General features: G+C 73.3%; 11 protein-coding genes and 1 pseudogene. 8 read left to right on the top strand and 4 right to left on the bottom strand.

Annotated features, from left to right (window positions below):
* The first annotated feature begins 206 nt into the window (after nt 1-206).
* The 3 genes from GHR20_RS07975 (at nt 207) to GHR20_RS07965 (ending at nt 5216) form a co-directional block, all read left to right on the top strand.
* Nucleotides 207-2351: a protein phosphatase 2C domain-containing protein gene (locus GHR20_RS07975; protein WP_153812759.1), complete on the top strand. Its 2145-nt coding sequence runs from the start codon at nt 207-209 to the stop codon at nt 2349-2351.
* A 105-nt stretch (nt 2352-2456) separates the two neighbouring features.
* Nucleotides 2457-4199, top strand: coding sequence for a pyruvate dehydrogenase (locus GHR20_RS07970; protein WP_153812758.1), 1743 nt, complete (start codon nt 2457-2459; stop codon nt 4197-4199).
* A 624-nt stretch (nt 4200-4823) separates the two neighbouring features.
* Nucleotides 4824-5216, top strand: a complete 393-nt coding sequence (locus GHR20_RS07965; protein WP_111581368.1) for an ATP-binding protein — start codon at nt 4824-4826, stop codon at nt 5214-5216.
* A gap of 102 nt (nt 5217-5318) precedes the next feature.
* On the opposite strand, the pseudogene GHR20_RS07960 reads toward GHR20_RS07965, so the two are convergent.
* Nucleotides 5319-6385: pseudogene (locus tag GHR20_RS07960) on the bottom strand (DUF2637 domain-containing protein).
* A gap of 420 nt (nt 6386-6805) precedes the next feature.
* On the opposite strand from GHR20_RS07960, the gene GHR20_RS07955 reads away from it, so the two are divergent.
* On the top strand, nt 6806-7519 hold the full coding sequence (locus GHR20_RS07955) for a GntR family transcriptional regulator (protein WP_153812757.1): 714 nt from the start codon (nt 6806-6808) through the stop codon (nt 7517-7519).
* 88 nt (nt 7520-7607) lie between these two features.
* Here GHR20_RS07955 and GHR20_RS07950 read toward each other — a convergent pair whose 3' ends face one another.
* From GHR20_RS07950 to GHR20_RS07940, 3 genes are all read right to left on the bottom strand, one after another.
* Complete coding sequence (locus tag GHR20_RS07950; RefSeq protein WP_153812756.1) at nt 7608-8141, bottom strand: DUF2231 domain-containing protein; 534 nt, start codon at nt 8139-8141, stop codon at nt 7608-7610.
* Nucleotides 8142-8277: 136 nt separating this feature from the next.
* A complete protein-coding gene (locus tag GHR20_RS07945) occupies nt 8278-9045 on the bottom strand; it encodes a hypothetical protein (RefSeq protein ID WP_161214977.1) in 768 nt (255 codons plus the stop codon).
* Nucleotides 9046-9210: 165 nt separating this feature from the next.
* Entirely contained in the window at nt 9211-10893 is a 1683-nt protein-coding gene (locus GHR20_RS07940) for a PucR family transcriptional regulator ligand-binding domain-containing protein (RefSeq protein ID WP_153812755.1), read from the bottom strand.
* A gap of 295 nt (nt 10894-11188) precedes the next feature.
* On the opposite strand from GHR20_RS07940, the gene GHR20_RS07935 reads away from it, so the two are divergent.
* From GHR20_RS07935 to GHR20_RS07920, 4 genes are all read left to right on the top strand, one after another.
* Nucleotides 11189-12079, top strand: coding sequence for an FAD binding domain-containing protein (locus GHR20_RS07935; protein WP_153812754.1), 891 nt, complete (start codon nt 11189-11191; stop codon nt 12077-12079).
* On the top strand, nt 12079-12651 hold the full coding sequence (locus GHR20_RS07930) for a (2Fe-2S)-binding protein (protein ID WP_153812753.1): 573 nt from the start codon (nt 12079-12081) through the stop codon (nt 12649-12651). The genes GHR20_RS07935 and GHR20_RS07930 overlap by 1 nt, the downstream gene beginning before the upstream one ends.
* Nucleotide 12652: 1 nt before the next feature.
* Nucleotides 12653-15073, top strand: a complete 2421-nt coding sequence (locus GHR20_RS07925; RefSeq protein WP_153812752.1) for a molybdopterin cofactor-binding domain-containing protein — start codon at nt 12653-12655, stop codon at nt 15071-15073.
* Nucleotides 15074-15326: 253 nt separating this feature from the next.
* Nucleotides 15327-16784, top strand: coding sequence for an NCS2 family permease (locus GHR20_RS07920; protein ID WP_111581369.1), 1458 nt, complete (start codon nt 15327-15329; stop codon nt 16782-16784).
* The last annotated feature ends 7 nt before the right edge of the window (nt 16785-16791 follow it).

The raw sequence follows: 16791 nt of genomic DNA, 5'->3' as shown, positions 1-16791 counted from the left end.
AAGGGTGGGCCTGGCGCGGCAGCTTTCCGTGCGCCGCGATCCGGCCACCCGGCGGGTGGCCGACATGGTCCGGTCCGCGAGGACCGAGCACGCCGTCGGACGGTCCCCCCGTGGGGGGTGGGGCCGTCCGGCGGCCGTTCACCTTTTCGCGGCCGGAATTTCCCGATGCCCCGTTTTCCCCGCGCCCGCGTGGTGACAATCAGGGCATGAGCCAGCAGGGGGGAAGGCCCACCGCCCGTCCCGAGGACGACTGGTGGGGTCAGCTGTACGACGACGCCACCGGGGACACGGGCCCGACGACCGCGCCGGACTCCCTGGACGACCGCTTCACCTCGGTCCGCGACACGGTCCGGGAGAGACCGTCCCCGCCCGCCCCTCCGGCCGGACCGGAGGTTCCGGACCCGTCCGACGACGGACCCGCGACCGGCACTCGGGGAACGCCCGACGCTACGACCCCGGCGGACAACCCGTCCCGGGCCGACGTCCGGGGTTCGGGCGACGATCCGCGTCCTTCCGACGGCGCGACGCCAACCGGCGCCCGGGAACCCTCTGATGCTGCTCGGGGTACCACCGACGCTGCGGCCCCACGGGATACCCCGCCCCGGATCGACATCCCGGCCCCACGCGATGCTCCGGTTCCGTCCGACCGCGCGGCTCCAACTGGCGTCACGGGAGCGTCTGATGCCGTAGACCCGGCGGCTTCCCGCTCCCGGGCCGATGCTGCGGACGGGTCCGGTGGTGCGGCTCCGTCCGGTGTCCGGGGGCCGTCCGATGCGGGGGCTCCGGTGGATGGTCTGTCCTGGGGTGACGCTTCGGGGCCGCGTGATGCTCCGGTTCCGCCCGACCGCGCGGCTCCAACTGGCGTCACGGGAGCGTCTGATGCCGTAGACCCGGCGGCTTCCCGCTCGCGGGCCGATGCTGCGGACGGGTCCGGTGGTGCGGCTCCGACCGGTGTCCGGGGGTCGTCCGATGCCGGGGCTCCGGTGGATGGTGCGTCCTGGGGTGACGGGTCGGAGCCCGTGTCCGGTGCTCCGGGGCCGTCCGAGGGTGAGGCTCCTGCCGATGCCCCGCCCCGGGCCGGTGCTTCGGGCGGCCTCGGTGTTCCGGGTCCGTCCGCTGGGGCGGCCTCGTCCGGCGTCCGGAGACCGGCCGATGCCCCGCCGTGGGGCGACGTTCCGGGTTCGGCCGAGGGCCGGGTCCCGTCCGACGCCGCCGCCCCGTCCGGCGGACCGGGAACGCCCGCCGCCCCCGACCCCGGCGGCCTCCCCGCCCCGAGGCCCCCCGACGCCCCCGCCCTCCAAGTCCGCCCCGTCCAGTCGGCCCGGCCCGGTTTGTCCGGCCGGCACCCGGCGCCCGAGCCGCCCTCGGTGCCCGAGCCCGCCTCGGCCCTGGACTTCGTGGGGTCCGGGCCGCCCACCTACGACCCCGAGCCCACCGCCCTCCCCGAGGCCGAGCCCGAAGAGCTGGGGGAGCTGGTGGCGGACACGGTCCTGGACGGGGCCCGGTACGGGACGTGGACCCTGCGGTCGGTCTCGCTGCGCGGGGACTCGGCCCGCTACCGGGGCGAGCCGCGCAGGGACGCGCTGCTGACCGCCCGCTTCGGCACCGGCGAACACGCGCTGGTCCTCGTCGCGATGGCCACCGGCGCCCGGGCCACCCCCGAGGCCCACCTCGCGGCGGCCGAGGCGTGCCGCTGGATCGGCCGGGCGGTGGGCCGCAGCCACCGGCGGCTCGCCGAGGACATCCGCGCCACCCGCCGCGCCGACCTGAAGGCGGGCCTGCACCGGCTCACCGACCGCAGCCTCGGCCGGCTCCGCGCGAGCGCCGCCGAACGGGGCGCACGGCCCGAGGAGTACACGGCCGCCCTGCGCTGCCTGCTGCTGCCCGCCGACCCGCACTGCCGTACCCGCGTCTTCTTCGGCGTCGGCGGTGGCGGCCTCTTCCTGCTGCGGGACGGCATCTGGCGGGACATCGAGCCGCGCGCCGCACAGGGGGAGCCCCCCGCGCCGCCGACCGCGCCCGAGCCCGCCGAGGACGACGACCGCCTCACCCTCGACCTGGGCCTCCCCGCCCCGCCGGACCCGTACGAACCGCTGCCCGCGCCGCCGCCCCCGCCCGCCCCCGACCCCTTCCGCTTCCAGGTCTCGCTAGCCCGCCCGGGTGATGCGCTGCTGATGTGCACCCCGGGCCTCGCGGAGCCGCTGCGCGGTGAGCCCGCGCTGAGCGCCTATCTGTCCCGGCGCTGGTCCGGCCGCCGCGCGCCCGGCCTCGCCGCGTTCCTCGCCGACGCCCGGGTACGGGTCAAGGGGTATGCCGACGACCGTACGGCCGCCGCCCTGTGGGAGGCGTAACCGCCCCTCGTATGCCTCCATGGAACCGGGGCACCACGCACGGATCCGGGACGGGTCCGGGACCTCGCACGGCTCCCGGACCCCGGAAGGGGCTGACGAGAGAACATGGCCAAGCAGAACGTAGCCGAGCAGTTCGTCGACATCCTCGTCCGCGCCGGCGTGCGCCGCCTCTACGGCGTCGTCGGCGACAGCCTCAACCCGGTCGTGGACGCCGTCCGCCGTCACTCCCGCATCGACTGGGTGCATGTCCGCCATGAGGAGACCGCCGCCTTCGCGGCCGGCGCCGAGGCCCAGATCACCGGGAAGCTGGCCGCCTGCGCCGGCTCCTGCGGCCCCGGCAACCTGCACCTCATCAACGGCCTGTACGACGCCCACCGCTCCATGGCTCCGGTGCTCGCCCTCGCCTCCCAGATCCCCTCCAGCGAGATCGGCCTCGGCTACTTCCAGGAGACCCACCCCGACCGGCTCTTCCAGGAGTGCAGCCACTACAGCGAGCTGATCTCCAGCCCCCAGCAGATGCCCCGGCTGCTGCAGACCGCCATCCAGCACGCGATCGGCCGGAGCGGGGTCAGCGTCGTCTCGCTGCCCGGCGACATCGCCGCCGAACCCGCCCCGGAGAAGGCCGCGCAGAGCGCCCTGGTCACCTCCCGGCCCACCGTCCGCCCCGGCGACGCCGAGATCGACGCCCTCGTGCAGATGATCGACAAGGCCGGCAAGGTCACGCTGTTCTGCGGCAGCGGCACGGCCGGGGCGCACGCCGAGGTCATGCGGTTCGCCGAGAAGATCAAGGCCCCGGTGGGACACGCCCTGCGCGGCAAGGAGTTCATCCAGTACGACAATCCGTACGACGTGGGGATGAGCGGACTGCTCGGCTACGGCGCCGCCTACGAGGCCACCCACGAATGCGATCTGCTGATCCTGCTCGGCACCGACTTCCCGTACAACGCCTTCCTGCCCGACGACGTGCGGATCGCCCAGATCGACGTACGGCCCGAGGTGCTCGGCCGGCGCTCCCGGCTCGACCTCGCCGTGTGGGGCGACGCCCGTGAGACGCTGCGCTGCCTCATCCCGCGGGTGCGGGAGAAGACCAGCCGGCGCTTCCTGGACCGGATGCTGAAGAAGCACGCCGACGCGCTGGAGGGCGTGGTCAAGGCGTACACCAGGAAGGTCGACCGGCACGTCCCGATCCATCCCGAGTACGTGGCCGCGGTCCTGGACGACATCGCCGACGACGACGCGGTGTTCACCGTGGACACCGGCATGTGCAACGTGTGGGCGGCGCGCTACATCTCGCCCAACGGCCGCCGCAGGATCATCGGTTCGTTCTCGCACGGCTCGATGGCCAACGCGCTGCCCATGGCGATCGGCGCGCAGTTCACCGACCGGCGCCGGCAGGTGGTGTCGATGTCCGGCGACGGCGGATTCACCATGCTGATGGGCGACTTCCTCACGCTGGTGCAGCAGGATCTTCCGGTCAAGGTGGTGCTGTTCAACAACTCCTCGCTCGGCATGGTCGAGTTGGAGATGATGGTCTCCGGACTGCCCGCGTACGGCACCGCCAACGCCAACCCGGACTTCGCCGCGGTGGCCCGCGCGTGCGGGGCGTACGGGGTGCGGGTGGAGAAGCCCAAACAGCTCGCCGGCGCGCTCAAGGACGCCTTCCGGCACAAGGGCCCGGCCCTGGTGGACATCGTCACCGATCCCAACGCCCTGTCCATCCCGCCGAAGATCAGCGCCGAGATGGTCACCGGGTTCGCGCTGTCCGCCTCCAAGGTCGTGCTGGACGGCGGGGTCGGCCGCATGGTCCAGATGGCCCGCTCCAACCTGCGCAACGTGCCCCGGCCCTGACACCACCCGGTCCGGGGAGCTGATTTCGGCCAGTTTCACGGCCCGTGACGGCTTGCCGACCGGCTGTGCCGGACGCGGCGGTCCGGTCGTCACGGGGCGTCAGCGGCGTCAGGGGGCCGCCCGGAGGGCCGTCACGAGTTTCCGCGACCGCCGCGCGCCCGGGTGCGGCGGGCCCCGGTGGTGGCCGAACCGCCGGTCATCGGGCCGGTGCCAGGACTGGCCGTTGGTCCACTGGGCAAGCATCCCCCCGTGAACGTGTTCGAGCAGGAGGGGCAGGGTTCGAGCGGCGTGCGGGCGGGGGCCATGAAGAGGCAGGCACGAGGAGGCGGTCCCGTGACCACCGGGACCCCCTCCGCGGAACCGGGGGACGGCACGGGGGAGACCCCGGGGGAAGTTCCGGGCGGCGTCCGGGAGATGGCGGGCGGCGTGCGGACCGTGGCGGAGCCACGGCGCGTGCAGGCCGTCGGCGAGCCGCGGTCCGCGCAGGCCACCGGGGAGCCACCGGGGTGCCTGGTGCGGGTTCCCGTCGACGATTCCTTACGGGACGGGCCGGAGGCACGCGACGGTCGTGACGGACACGACGGGCGTGACGGACGGGACCGGCCCGGCGGGCGCGGCCGGGTCGTGGAGCCGCCGCAGCGGCTGTGGCGCAGGCTCGGGCGGGCGGATCTGCACTCCGTGCCCGAGGCCCGCCGGGAGCTGCGCGAGCTGCTGCGGGACTGGGGCAAGCCGGGGCGCTCGGAGATCGCCGAGCTGCTCACCAGCGAGCTGGTCACCAACGCGCTCGTGCACACCGACGACGACGCCGTGCTCACCGCGGTCGTGGCACCGGGCGGACTCCGGGTGGAGGTACGGGACTTCGTGCCCCGAAGACCCCAGGTGCGCACCCCGGACCCGGACGACGACACCCACGGCCGGGGCATGGTCCTGGTGGAGTCGCTCGCGGACGCCTGGGGCGTACGGCCGCACGGGGTCGGCAAGTCGGTGTGGTTCGAACTGGGCGCCGAGGCAGCGTGAGCGGCGAGGGCCGGGGGCCGGGGACGGACATGGGCCGGGGGCGCGACCCGTGCGGTCGCGCCCCCGGCCCATGCGGTCCGGTCATCTGACGTCCGGACACTCCTAGCCGAACTGCTGCTCCATCTCCTTGAGCTTGCGCTCCAGGGAGTCCAGCCGGGGCAGGGCCATGGTGTCGTCCTCGGCGGTGAGGTCGACGGTCACCGGCTCGGACCCTTTGGCCAGGGGCTCAGACCCTTTGCGGACCGGCTGGAGGGAGGGACGCGAGGGCACCGGCAGCTGTTCCGCGGTCGCTATGGCAGGCTCCGCGGAGGTGGCACCCGAGGAGCCGCGCTCCACCGCCTGCACCTCGACCTGCCGGCCGCCGACCCGGTTCACGAACCGGCCGTGGCCCCGGCTGATCGCCTTGAGCTGGGCGCGCTCCATCCGCTCCTGCTCGCGCCTGCGCTGGCGCGACTGCTCCTTCTGCCGGTTGTCCTCGCGGACCTCCTCGACCGCCTCGTCCAGGCTGCGCACGCCCTCCAGGAGCATCAGCGACCACGCCCGGTAGGTCTCGCGGGGGCGCGCAGCCAGCGCACGATGCGGATCTGCGGCAGCGGGCGCGGCACCAGGCCCTGCTCGCGCAGCGCGGCGCGGCGGGTCTGCTTCAGCGCGCGGTCGAACAGGACGGCCGCCGACAGGGACATGCCGGAGAAGAACTGCGGGGCGCCCGCGTGGTCGACGCCGCGCGGCGCGTGCACCCAGTTGAACCAGGCGGCGGCCGCGGCGAACAGCCATACGAGGATGCGCGAGCCGAGGGCCGCGTCACCGTGGCTGGCCTCGCGCACCGCGAGGACGGAGCAGAACATGGCCGCGCCGTCGAGGCCGAAGGGCACCAGGTACTGCCAGCCGTCGGTCAGGCCGAGGTTCTGCTCGCCGAAGCCGACGAGGCCGTGGAAGGACAGGGCGGCCGCCACCGCCGCACAGCAGAACAGCAGCACGTAGGAGGCGGTGCCGTAGATGGCCTCCTTGCGCCGCCGGCGCTCCTCGCTGCGCTCCCAGGAGTCGTCCGCACTCGCGTTCTCCCCGGAGGAGCGCTTTCCGCGCGCGAGCACCGCTACCGCCGCCACCATGCCCAGGAGCAGTACGGCGCCCGGAAGCAGCCAGTTCAGCGATATGTCGGTCAGTCTCATCAGGGGTCCCTTGCATTGGGATAGGGCGTAACGCCCGCCATATTGACCCACTCCGGGCGGCCCTCAGGGGGTTTCGCGGCAAGAGGCCGCCAAGAGGGTGCGAGGGGATGCCCGGGGACGGCGATCTGCTCGAACTGCCGCATGAGGGGCGGGAGTTGAGTTCGAATAAGACTACCCGTACGGATGGTTCAACGGAAAGTTCCTGCGAACGCCGAGGAAGTTGTGAATCACCTGTCCGTGCGCGGCGGCCCGATTCGAGTTGATCTTAGTGGACCGCGGGGGTCCGCTCGCCCCGATCGGCCCCGGGGAGCGACCTCGATCGAGTTTGACGTACCGCTCGGTACGTCTAGGGTGCTTGACGAACAACCGACAACCCGTCGTTAATGACCCCAAGTACCGACAAGCCGCCAGGAGGACCCCGTGAGGCAGGGCGCGCAGGGCCCCGCGGCGGCGTACACGCACGGTGAGGGACTGGTTCCGGGTCCGCGCCGGCCCGCGGGCGAGCGGCCCGTGATACAGCGGGCCTCGGTGCGCGGGCAGGTCCTGGAGGCCCTGCGCACGGCGCTGGTCGCGGGCGAGCTGAAGCCGGGCGAGGTGTACTCGGCGCCGGTGCTCGGGGACCGCTTCGGGGTCTCGGCGACGCCCGTGCGCGAGGCGATGCAGCAGCTGGCCCTGGAGGGCGCCGTCGAGGTGGTGCCCAACCGCGGGTTCCGGGTGCTCGAACGGGGCGCGCGGGAGCTGGCCGAGCTGGCGGAGGTACGGGAGCTGCTGGAGGTCCCGGTGATGCTGCGGCTCGCGCGTACGGTCCCGGCCGCGCGCTGGGCCGAGCTGCGGCCGCTCGCCGAGGACACGGTCCGCGCGGCGGCGTCCGGCTGCCCCGCGACGTACGCCGAGTCCGACCGCGCCTTCCACCGCGCGATGCTGGCCTACTCCGGCAACGAGGAACTGGTCCGCATCGCCTGCGACCTCCACCGCCGCGCCCAGTGGCCCCTGGCCGGCGGTCCGGTCCGGCACGCCCGCGCGGACCTGGTCGCGGACGCGGCGGAACACGTCTCCCTGCTGGAGGCCCTGGTCGCCCGGGACCTCGACGTGGTGCGGGAGCTGGTGGCGGAACACTTCACCGGCGCGGCCTGAACGAAGCCGGAACGGGTCCGGGCGGTCCTGCCCGGGCGCGGGTCCGCCGCGGCCCGTCGCGCGGTTTTCCGCGCTCCCTCTGGGCGCCTCAGGAACCGTCGCCGCCATGCTCAGCGTGCGCCGACTTCGAGAACCCGTCGTGCCACGCCGCCCGCGCCCCCGAGTCGCCGATCCGGTACACATCCACCACCGCCCCCACCGCGACGACCACGGACAGCAGCCCGAGGACGATCCGCACCGGCAGCGCCGACCAGCGCGAGCCGACGCGCTCCGCGCCCTGGGCCGGGTCCGCCGCGCGGCGCGGCGCGCGCCCCGCCCACCACACCACCACCGCCAGCGCGCACAGCCCCAGCGCCCACGGCAGCAGCCCGTCGCCCAGCTCGGTGTGCCGGCGCACGAGCGGGTCGTCGTCGACATGCCGCTCCAGCCATTCACCGGCGTTCGTCGTGAGCGGCACGCTGACCAGGGACACGAGGCCCAGCGCGGGCAGCAGGACGCCGAGCCGGCGCGCGGCCCGCGGCCACACCGCCGCGGCGACCAGCGCGATGGCGGTCAGCGGCACCAGCACCACGACGAGGTGGACGAGCAGGACATGGGCCGGAAGCCCGTTGACGAGGGTCATGCGACGCGCTCCTGAAGTGGGGGGCTCGGGGCGCGTCACCCTGGCACAGCCGTCTCTCAGTTCCTTCTGAGCACGCCCCCGCGCTTCCCGCGCCCCTCTCGCCCGCCCCCACGCCCCCGCGCTTCCACGCCCCCGCTCACGCCGTGGCCGGCCCCGCCGCCGGGGGCGCGAGCTGAGCCGCCAGCCAGGTCGGCACGCCCCCCAGGAGGCGGAACAGCCGCCGTGCCTCGTCCCGCAGCCGGGTCGCCGCCGGCTCGTCCTCCGTGTCCGCCAGGGACACCAGCGCGGGCGCCGTACCCACGAGGTAGCCCAGCTCCTCCCGGATGCGCAGGGACTCGGCGAAACCGTGCCGTGCCTCCGCCAACTCCCCGTCCCGCAGGGCGAGTCCGGCGAGATGACGCCAGGTGAACGACAGCAGCAGCGGATCGGCGTGCGCGGTCGCGCCGGCGTGCGCCCGGCGGTACGCGGCGCGCGCCGCCTGCGGGGAGCGGGACAGGTTCTCCGCGAGCAGCCCCCGCCGGAAGTCCAGCAGCGACCGCCCCGCCGCCCCCGGCGGGATCAGCGCCGCCGCCCGCCCCAGCGCGGCCCGCGCCTCGTCCACCCGGTCCCGGACGCCGTGCAGCGTCGCGGCGTACGCGAGCTGTCCGCGCTCGCACGCGGCCGCGCCGCGCTCCTCGTCGGTGTGCGCGAGCGCCTCCGCCGTACGCAGCGCGTCCTCCGCGTCCGCCCAGCCGCCCTCCGTGTACAGGCAGCGCTCCACCAGCAGCATCGCCCGTTGCAGCGCGGTGCCCGGCGTGTCCGGTGGCAGCAGGGCCGCGGCGTCGGCCCAGCAGGCCCGCGAGCGCAACCGCCATACCGCGGTCTGGAGAGGATCGTCACCGGCGGTCGTTCCGTTCCCAGACATGGCGGTATACGCCACGTTGACCTCCCCAGGCACACCATCGGGCTGTTGAGTGGTGGCGGCATTCCAGCACCGATCGCCACACCTGGCCAAGGGGGTGGGTGAAAGATTTCACAAAGTCGTGGGGGCGCGGCGCGGACGCGGTTCGTCCGTTTCGCCCCGCGCGGCTCAGCTCATGCGCAGCGCCAGGAAGAAATCGAGCTTGTCCTCCAGGCGCGACAGGTCCCGTCCCGTCAACTGCTCGATCCGCCCGACGCGGTAGCGCAGCGTGTTGACGTGCAGGTGCAGCCGGGTGGCGCAGCGGGTCCAGGAGCCGTCGCAGTCGAGGAACGCCTCCAGGGTCGGTATCAGCTCCGCGCGGTGCCGGCGGTCGTAGTCCGTCAGCGGGTCGAGCAGCCGGGCCGTGAAGGCGCGGCGCACATCGTCCGGGACGAACGGCAGCAGCAGCACATGGCTGGCCAGCTCCTGGTGCCCGGCCGCGCAGACCCGGCCGGGCCGGGCCGCCGCCACCCGGCGGGCGTGCCGTGCCTCCTCCAGGGCGCCGCGCAGGCCCTCCGCCGAGTGCACGGCCGCGCTGACGCCGAGCGTGAGCCGCCCGTCCCCGTCCAGGCCCGCCGACAGCGGCTCGCGCACCACCTGGAGCAGCGCGTCGGCGAGCAGCCCGGTCTCCGCCCCCTCGCGGTCCGCGGCGACGGCCGGTACGGCGGGCAGCGGCACCAGCGCCACCGCCTCGTCCCCGGTGTGCGCGACAGCGATGCGGTCGGCCGGCTCGGGGCCGGTCGCCAGCGGATCGACCAGCACCTCCTCCAGCAGCGACTGGGCCACCGGGCCGCCCTCGATCTCCTCGCCCTCCCACTCCACCCGGGCCACCACGACCTGCCAGTGCGGGGCCGCGCCGAGGCCGGGCAGCAGCACCGGCGCGGCCACCCGCAGCCGGGCCGCGATCTCGGCGGGCGCCGCGCCCGTCTGCACCAGCTCCAGGACCTCCTGGGCGAGCCGGCGCCGTACCGTACGGGCCGCCTCCCGGCGGTCGCGCTCCACCGAGATCAGCTGGGTGACGCCCTGGAGCAGGTCCATCCGCTGCCCGTCCCAGTCGCTCGCGTCCGCCTCCACGGCCAGCAGCCAGTCCGACAGCACCGTCTCGCGCACATCGCGCGCGCCGCCCGGGGTGCGCCCCGAGGAGCGGATGGGGAAGAGCGAGTACGTCGTACCGTCCAGCAGGACCCGGTGCGGGCCGCGCCGGCCGGTGCGGGTGGCGGCCAGCTGCTCGGCGGCCAGCCGGGCGCAGGTCCCGGGGGGCAGCTCGGGGCCCGCCACCTTGGAGCCGGCGATCAGCCGGCCGGTGGGGGAGAGCACCCAGGCGCGCAGGTCCAGGTCGGTGCCGAGCAGGTCGAGCACCACATCGGGGCCGCCGCCCGCCGGTCCCGAGGTCATCATCCGGCGGTGCCGGTCCACCACGGCGGCCAGGTCCCCGGCGCGCTCGCCGGACACCTGTCGTACGACATGCTCGGTGACCGTCGCGAACGCCACCGACTCGTCCACCGCGAGCAGCGGCAGCCGGTGCTGGGCGCAGGCCGCGATCAGGTCCTCCGGCACCCCGCCCAGCTCGGCGGTGCCCGCCGCGAGGGCCGCCACCCCGGCCTGCACCAGCAGGCGCACGAACGGCTCGGAGTCCGCCTCGTCCCGCCGCCAGGCCAGACCCGTCAGCACCAGCTCGCCGCCGGAGAGGTAGCGGCTCGGGTCCCGCAGGTCGGTCGTCATCACACCGCGCACCGAGCGGTCCAGCTCGTCCTCGCCGCCGAGCAGCAGCAGGCCCAGCGCGTCGGTGTCCAGCAGTGCGCGCAGCCGCATCTCAGTTGCCGCCGTTTCTGTGTCTCGAAACCTACGATGGATCTCCGGAGGGTGACGGGGGAGTGGCCGTTTCCTCGGGAAAACGGAGAGGTTACCGATGTCCTCCGTTCATACGAATCTACAAGATGCTTCCCCTGGCCAGCGAACTCCTTCATGGTTTCAGTGACTGACCCCGTCGGAGCACACGGCGGTGTACTGACTCCACTCCACGTCAACACGACAGGAACGAGCCGGGCCCGCCGCACACGGATTGGCTCAGATCCGCAGAACCCAAGACGAAGAAGAGAGCCGGTTCATGGACTTCCTTCGCCCCGCCAGCTGGGAGGAGGCGCTCGCCGCGAAGGCCGAGCATCCCACCGCTGTGCCGATCGCGGGTGGCACCGATGTGATGGTCGAGATCAACTTCGACCATCGCAGGCCCGAGTACCTGCTCGACCTCAACCGCGTCGGCGATCTCTACGAATGGGAGTCCGGCGCGGACGCCGTGCGGCTGGGCGCCTCCGTGTCCTACAGCACGATCATGGAACAGCTCCGTGCCGAGCTGCCGGGCCTCGCGCTCGCCTCGCACACGGTCGCCTCCCCGCAGATCCGCAACCGCGGCGGCGTCGGCGGCAACCTCGGCACGGCCTCGCCCGCCGGCGACGCCCACCCCGCCCTCCTCGCCGCCGGCGCCGAGGTCGAGGTGGCGTCGGCGGCGCGCGGCACCCGGATGATCCCGATCGACGACTTCTACACCGGCGTCAAGCGCAACGCGCTCCAGCCCGACGAGCTGATCCGCGCCGTCCACGTGCAGAAGGCGGACGGCCCCCAGCAGTACTCCAAGGTCGGCACCCGCAACGCCATGGTCATCGCCGTGTGCGCCTTCGGCCTCGCGCTGCACCCGGGGACCCGCACCGTGCGCACCGGCATCGGCTCGGCCGCGCCCACCCCGGTGCGCGCCAAGGCCGCCGAGGAGTTCCTGAACGCGGCCCTGGAGGAGGGCGGCTTCTGGGACAACGGGAAGATCATCACCCCGTCCGCCGCCAAGCAGTTCGCGGACCTGTGCGCCGCCGCCTGCAACCCGATCGACGACGTACGGGGCACCGCGAGCTACCGCCGGCACGCGGTCGGCGTCATGGCCCGCCGGACGCTGACCTGGACCTGGGAGTCGTACCGCGGCGCCCGCCACACCGAGGGAGCTGCGTGATGCGCGTCAACTTCACCGTCAACGGACGCCCGCAGGAGGCCGACGACGTCTGGGAGGGCGAGTCCCTGCTCTACGTGCTGCGCGAGCGGCTCGGCCTGCCCGGCTCCAAGAACGCCTGCGAACAGGGCGAGTGCGGTTCCTGCACCGTACGGCTCGACGGCGTGCCGGTGTGTTCCTGTCTGGTCGCGGCCGGACAGGCCGAGGGCCGGGACGTGGTGACCGTCGAGGGCCTCGCCGACCACGCGCGGCAGCGTTCCCACGGCGGCTCCGACGGCGTCCCGCTGGACGCGGCCAAGGGCTGGGCGGCCAAGGGCGGCACCGACTCCCAGGCCGGCGAGGGCATCGAACTCGCCCCCGTCCAGCAGGCGTTCATCGACGCCGGCGCCGTCCAGTGCGGCTTCTGCACCCCGGGTCTGCTCGTCGCCTCCGACGAACTCCTGGAGCGCAACCCCAACCCGTCCGACGCCGACATCCGCGAGGCGCTGTCCGGCAACCTGTGCCGCTGCACGGGCTACGAGAAGATCATGGACGCGGTCCGCCTGGCCGCCGCCCGTCAGTCCGAGGGGGTCTGACATGCCGTCTCCCGCATCCGGCGTCGCTCGCGCGAGCGGTGCCCCCACCGGCCTTCCCACGAAGATCACCCAGGGCTCCGGCACCAAGGGCGGCATCGGCGAGTCCACCCTGCGCCCCGACGGCACCCTCAAGGTCACCGGCGAGTTCGCCTACTCCTCGGACATGTGGCACGAGGACATGCTGTGGGGCCAGATCCTGCGCTCCACCGTCGCGCACGCCGAGATCGTCTCCATCGACACCGCCGAGGCCCTCGCCCTGCCGGGCGTGTACGCCGTCATGACGTACGACGACCTGCCCACCGAGGTGAAGCACTACGGCCTGGAGATCCAGGACACCCCGGTCCTCGCGCACGGCAAGGTGCGCCATCACGGGGAGCCGGTCGCGATCGTCGCCGCCGACCACCCGGAGACCGCCCGCCGCGCCGCCGCCAAGATCAAGGTGGAGTACCGCGAACTCCCGGTGATCACCGACGAGAAGTCGGCCCTCGGGCCGGACGCCGTGCTCGTCCACGAGCACCGCGACGACCACCACATCGGGCATGTCGACCACCCGAACATCGTGCACCGCCAGCCGATCCTGCGCGGCGACGCCGCCGCGGCCGCCGCCCGGGCCGATGTGACCGTCAAGGGCGAATACACCTTCGGCATGCAGGACCAGGCGTTCCTCGGCCCGGAGTCCGGGCTCGCGGTGCCCGAGGAGGACGGCGGCGTCCACCTCTACATCGCCACCCAGTGGCTGCACTCCGACCTGCGCCAGATCGCGCCCGTGCTCGGCCTGCCCGAGCGCAAGGTGCGGATGACGCTGTCCGGTGTCGGCGGCGCGTTCGGCGGCCGCGAGGACCTGTCCATGCAGATCCACGCCTGCCTGCTGGCGCTGCGCACCGGCAAGCCCGTCAAGATCGTCTACAACCGGTTCGAGTCCTTCTTCGGGCACGTCCACCGCCACCCGGCCAAGCTGTACTACGAGCACGGCGCCACCCGCGACGGCAAGCTGACCCACGTCAAGTGCCGGATCGTCCTGGACGGCGGCGCCTACGCCTCCGCCTCCCCGGCCGTCGTCGGCAACGCCTCCTCGCTGAGCATCGGGCCGTACGTCGTGGACGACGTCGACATCGAGGCCATCGCGCTCTACACCAACAACCCGCCCTGCGGCGCGATGCGCGGCTTCGGCGCGGTCCAGGCGTGCTTCGCGTACGAGGCCCAGATGGACAAGCTGGCGAAGGAACTCGGTCTGGACCCGGTGAAGTTCAGGCAGCTGAACGCCATGGAGCAGGGCACGATCATGCCCACCGGGCAGCCGGTCGACTCCCCGGCGCCGGTCGCCGAACTGCTGCGCCGCGTCAAGGCGATGCCGCTGCCGCCCGAGCGCCAGTGGGAATCCAGCGAGGGCGCGGACGTACGGCAGCTGCCCGGCGGCCTGTCCAACACCACCCACGGCGAGGGCGTCGTCCGCGGCATCGGCTACGCGGTCGGCATCAAGAACGTCGGCTTCTCCGAGGGCTTCGACGACTACTCCACCGCCAAGGTGCGCATGGAGGTCATCGCGGGCGAGCCCGTCGCCACCGTGCACACCGCGATGGCGGAGGTCGGCCAGGGCGGCGTCACCGTGCACGCCCAGATCGCCCGCAGCGAGCTGGGCGTCGCCCAGGTCACCATCCACCCCGCCGACACCCAGGTGGGCTCGGCCGGTTCGACCTCCGCCTCCCGGCAGACGTACGTCACCGGCGGCGCCGTCAAGAACGCCTGCGAGCTGGTCCGCGAACGGGTCCTGGACATCGGCCGACGCAAGTTCGGCTCCTACCACCCCGCCTGGGCCACCGCGGAACTGCTGCTGGAGGGCGGCAAGGTCGTCACCGACGGCGGCGAGGTGCTCGCCGATCTGGTGGACGTCCTGGAGGGCGAGGCCGTGGAGCTGGAGGAGGAGTGGCGGCACCGGCCGACCGAAGCCTTCGACCTGCGCACCGGGCAGGGCAACGGCCATGTCCAGTACTCCTTCGCCGCGCACCGCGCCGTGGTCGAGGTCGACACCGAACTCGGCCTCGTCAAGGTCATCGAGCTGGCCTGCGCCCAGGACGTCGGCAAGGCGCTCAACCCGCTCTCCGTCGTCGGTCAGATCCAGGGCGGCACCACGCAGGGCCTGGGCGTCGCGGTGATGGAGGAGATCATCGTGGACCCGAAGACCGCGAAGGTCAGGAACCCCTCCTTCACGGACTACCTGATCCCGACCATCCTCGACACGCCGACCATCCCGGTCGACGTCCTCGAACTCGCCGACGAGCACGCCCCGTACGGGCTGCGCGGCATCGGCGAGGCGCCGACCCTGTCCTCCACCCCGGCCGTCCTCGCGGCGATCCGCAACGCGACGGGCCTGGAGCTGGACCGGACGCCGGTACGTCCGGAGCACCTCACGGGCACCGCGTAACGCCCACGCTCGTGTCCCCCCGCCGCCGCGGGCGATCGCGCCTTGCTCAGAGCCTTCAGGGCCTGAGGGGGGCCGACTCCCGGGCGGCGCGGGTGGACGCGGTCACACCTTGACGCCGGGCAACCGCTCGCCCCGGCCCTCACCCCCCATACGTGCCACACCGGGCCGTCCCCCGGGTTATGTGCACATCCCAAATCCCGCTCAGCTCAAAGGAGTTGACCGGGTGCCCCTGTGAACCTTGGGAGACGGCACCATGACCCATCCATCAGTGGAGCCCAGGACCATGGCCGAGGACGCCGGCGACGGCAGCCGCGTCCCGGCCGGCCGGTCCTGGCTCGACCGGTACTTCCACATATCCCGGAGAGGATCCACGGTCGCGCGTGAGGTCCGCGGCGGGGTCACCACCTTCATGGCGATGGCCTACATCCTCCTCCTCAACCCCCTGATCCTGTCCGGCAAGGACGTCCAGGGCGACACGCTCGGCCAGAAGGCCCTGATCACCGCGACCGCGTTCGCCGCGGCCCTCACCACCCTGCTGATGGGCTTCGTCGGCAAGGTGCCCCTCGCGCTCGCCGCCGGCCTCTCGGTCTCCGGCGTCCTGTCCGCGCAGGTCGTGCCCAACATGACCTGGCCGCAGGCGATGGGCATGTGCGTGGTGTACGGCGTCGTCATCATGCTGCTGGTCGTCACCGGCCTGCGCGAGATGATCATGAACGCGATCCCGCTCGCGCTCAAGCACGGCATCACCATGGGCATCGGCCTGTTCATCGCCCTCATCGGCTTCTACAAGTCCGGCTTCGTGCACCAGGGCAAGGGCGCCCCGCTGAGCCTCGGCCCGGTGGGACAGCTCACCGGCTGGCCGGTGCTGCTCTTCGCCGGCACCCTGCTGCTGATCTTCATGCTCCAGGCCCGCAACGTCCCCGGCGCCATCCTCATCGGCATCGTCTCCGGCACGGTCGTCGCCGCCGTCCTCAACGGGCTCGGCGTCATCGACCCCCGCCAGTGGGCGTCCGGCGCCCCCGAACTGCACGGCGGCGCCGTCTCGATGCCGGACTTCTCGCTCTTCGGGCACATCGGCTTCGGCGGCTGGGACAAGGTCGGCGGGATGACCATCGCGGTGATCGTCTTCACCCTGGTGCTCGCCGGGTTCTTCGACGCGATGGCCACCATCATCGGCGTCGGCACGGAGGCCGGGCTCGCCGACGACAAGGGGCGGATGCCGGGGCTGTCCAAGGCGCTGTTCATCGACGGCGCGGGCGGTGCGATCGGCGGCCTGAGCGGCGGCTCCGGCCAGACGGTCTTCATCGAGTCGGCGACCGGCGTCGGCGAGGGCGCCCGCACCGGGCTCGCGTCCGCGGTGACCGGACTGCTCTTCGCGGCCTGTCTGTTCTTCACCCCGGTGACCGCGATCGTCCCGCAGGAGGTGGCCTCCGCGGCGCTGGTCGTCATCGGCGCGATGATGCTGATGAACGCGCGGCACGTGGACTGGGGCGACCGGGCCACCGCGATCCCGGTCTTCCTGACCGTCGTCCTGATGCCCTTCACGTACACGATCACCACCGGCGTCGCCGCCGGTGTCATCTCCTACACGGCCATCAAGGTGGCGCAGGGCAGGGCGCGCGAGATCGGCGCGTTCATGTGGGGGCTGACGGCCATCTTCCTCGTGTACTTCGCGCTGCACCCCGTCGAGGGCTGGCTCGGCGTCCACTAGCGACGCG

The sequence above is a fragment of the Streptomyces sp. SUK 48 genome (assembly GCF_009650765.1).
Classification (GTDB): Bacteria; Actinomycetota; Actinomycetes; order Streptomycetales; family Streptomycetaceae; genus Streptomyces.
The sequence above is the reverse complement of the archived record's forward strand: the minus strand, read 5'-3'. Positions and strand labels throughout refer to the sequence as shown.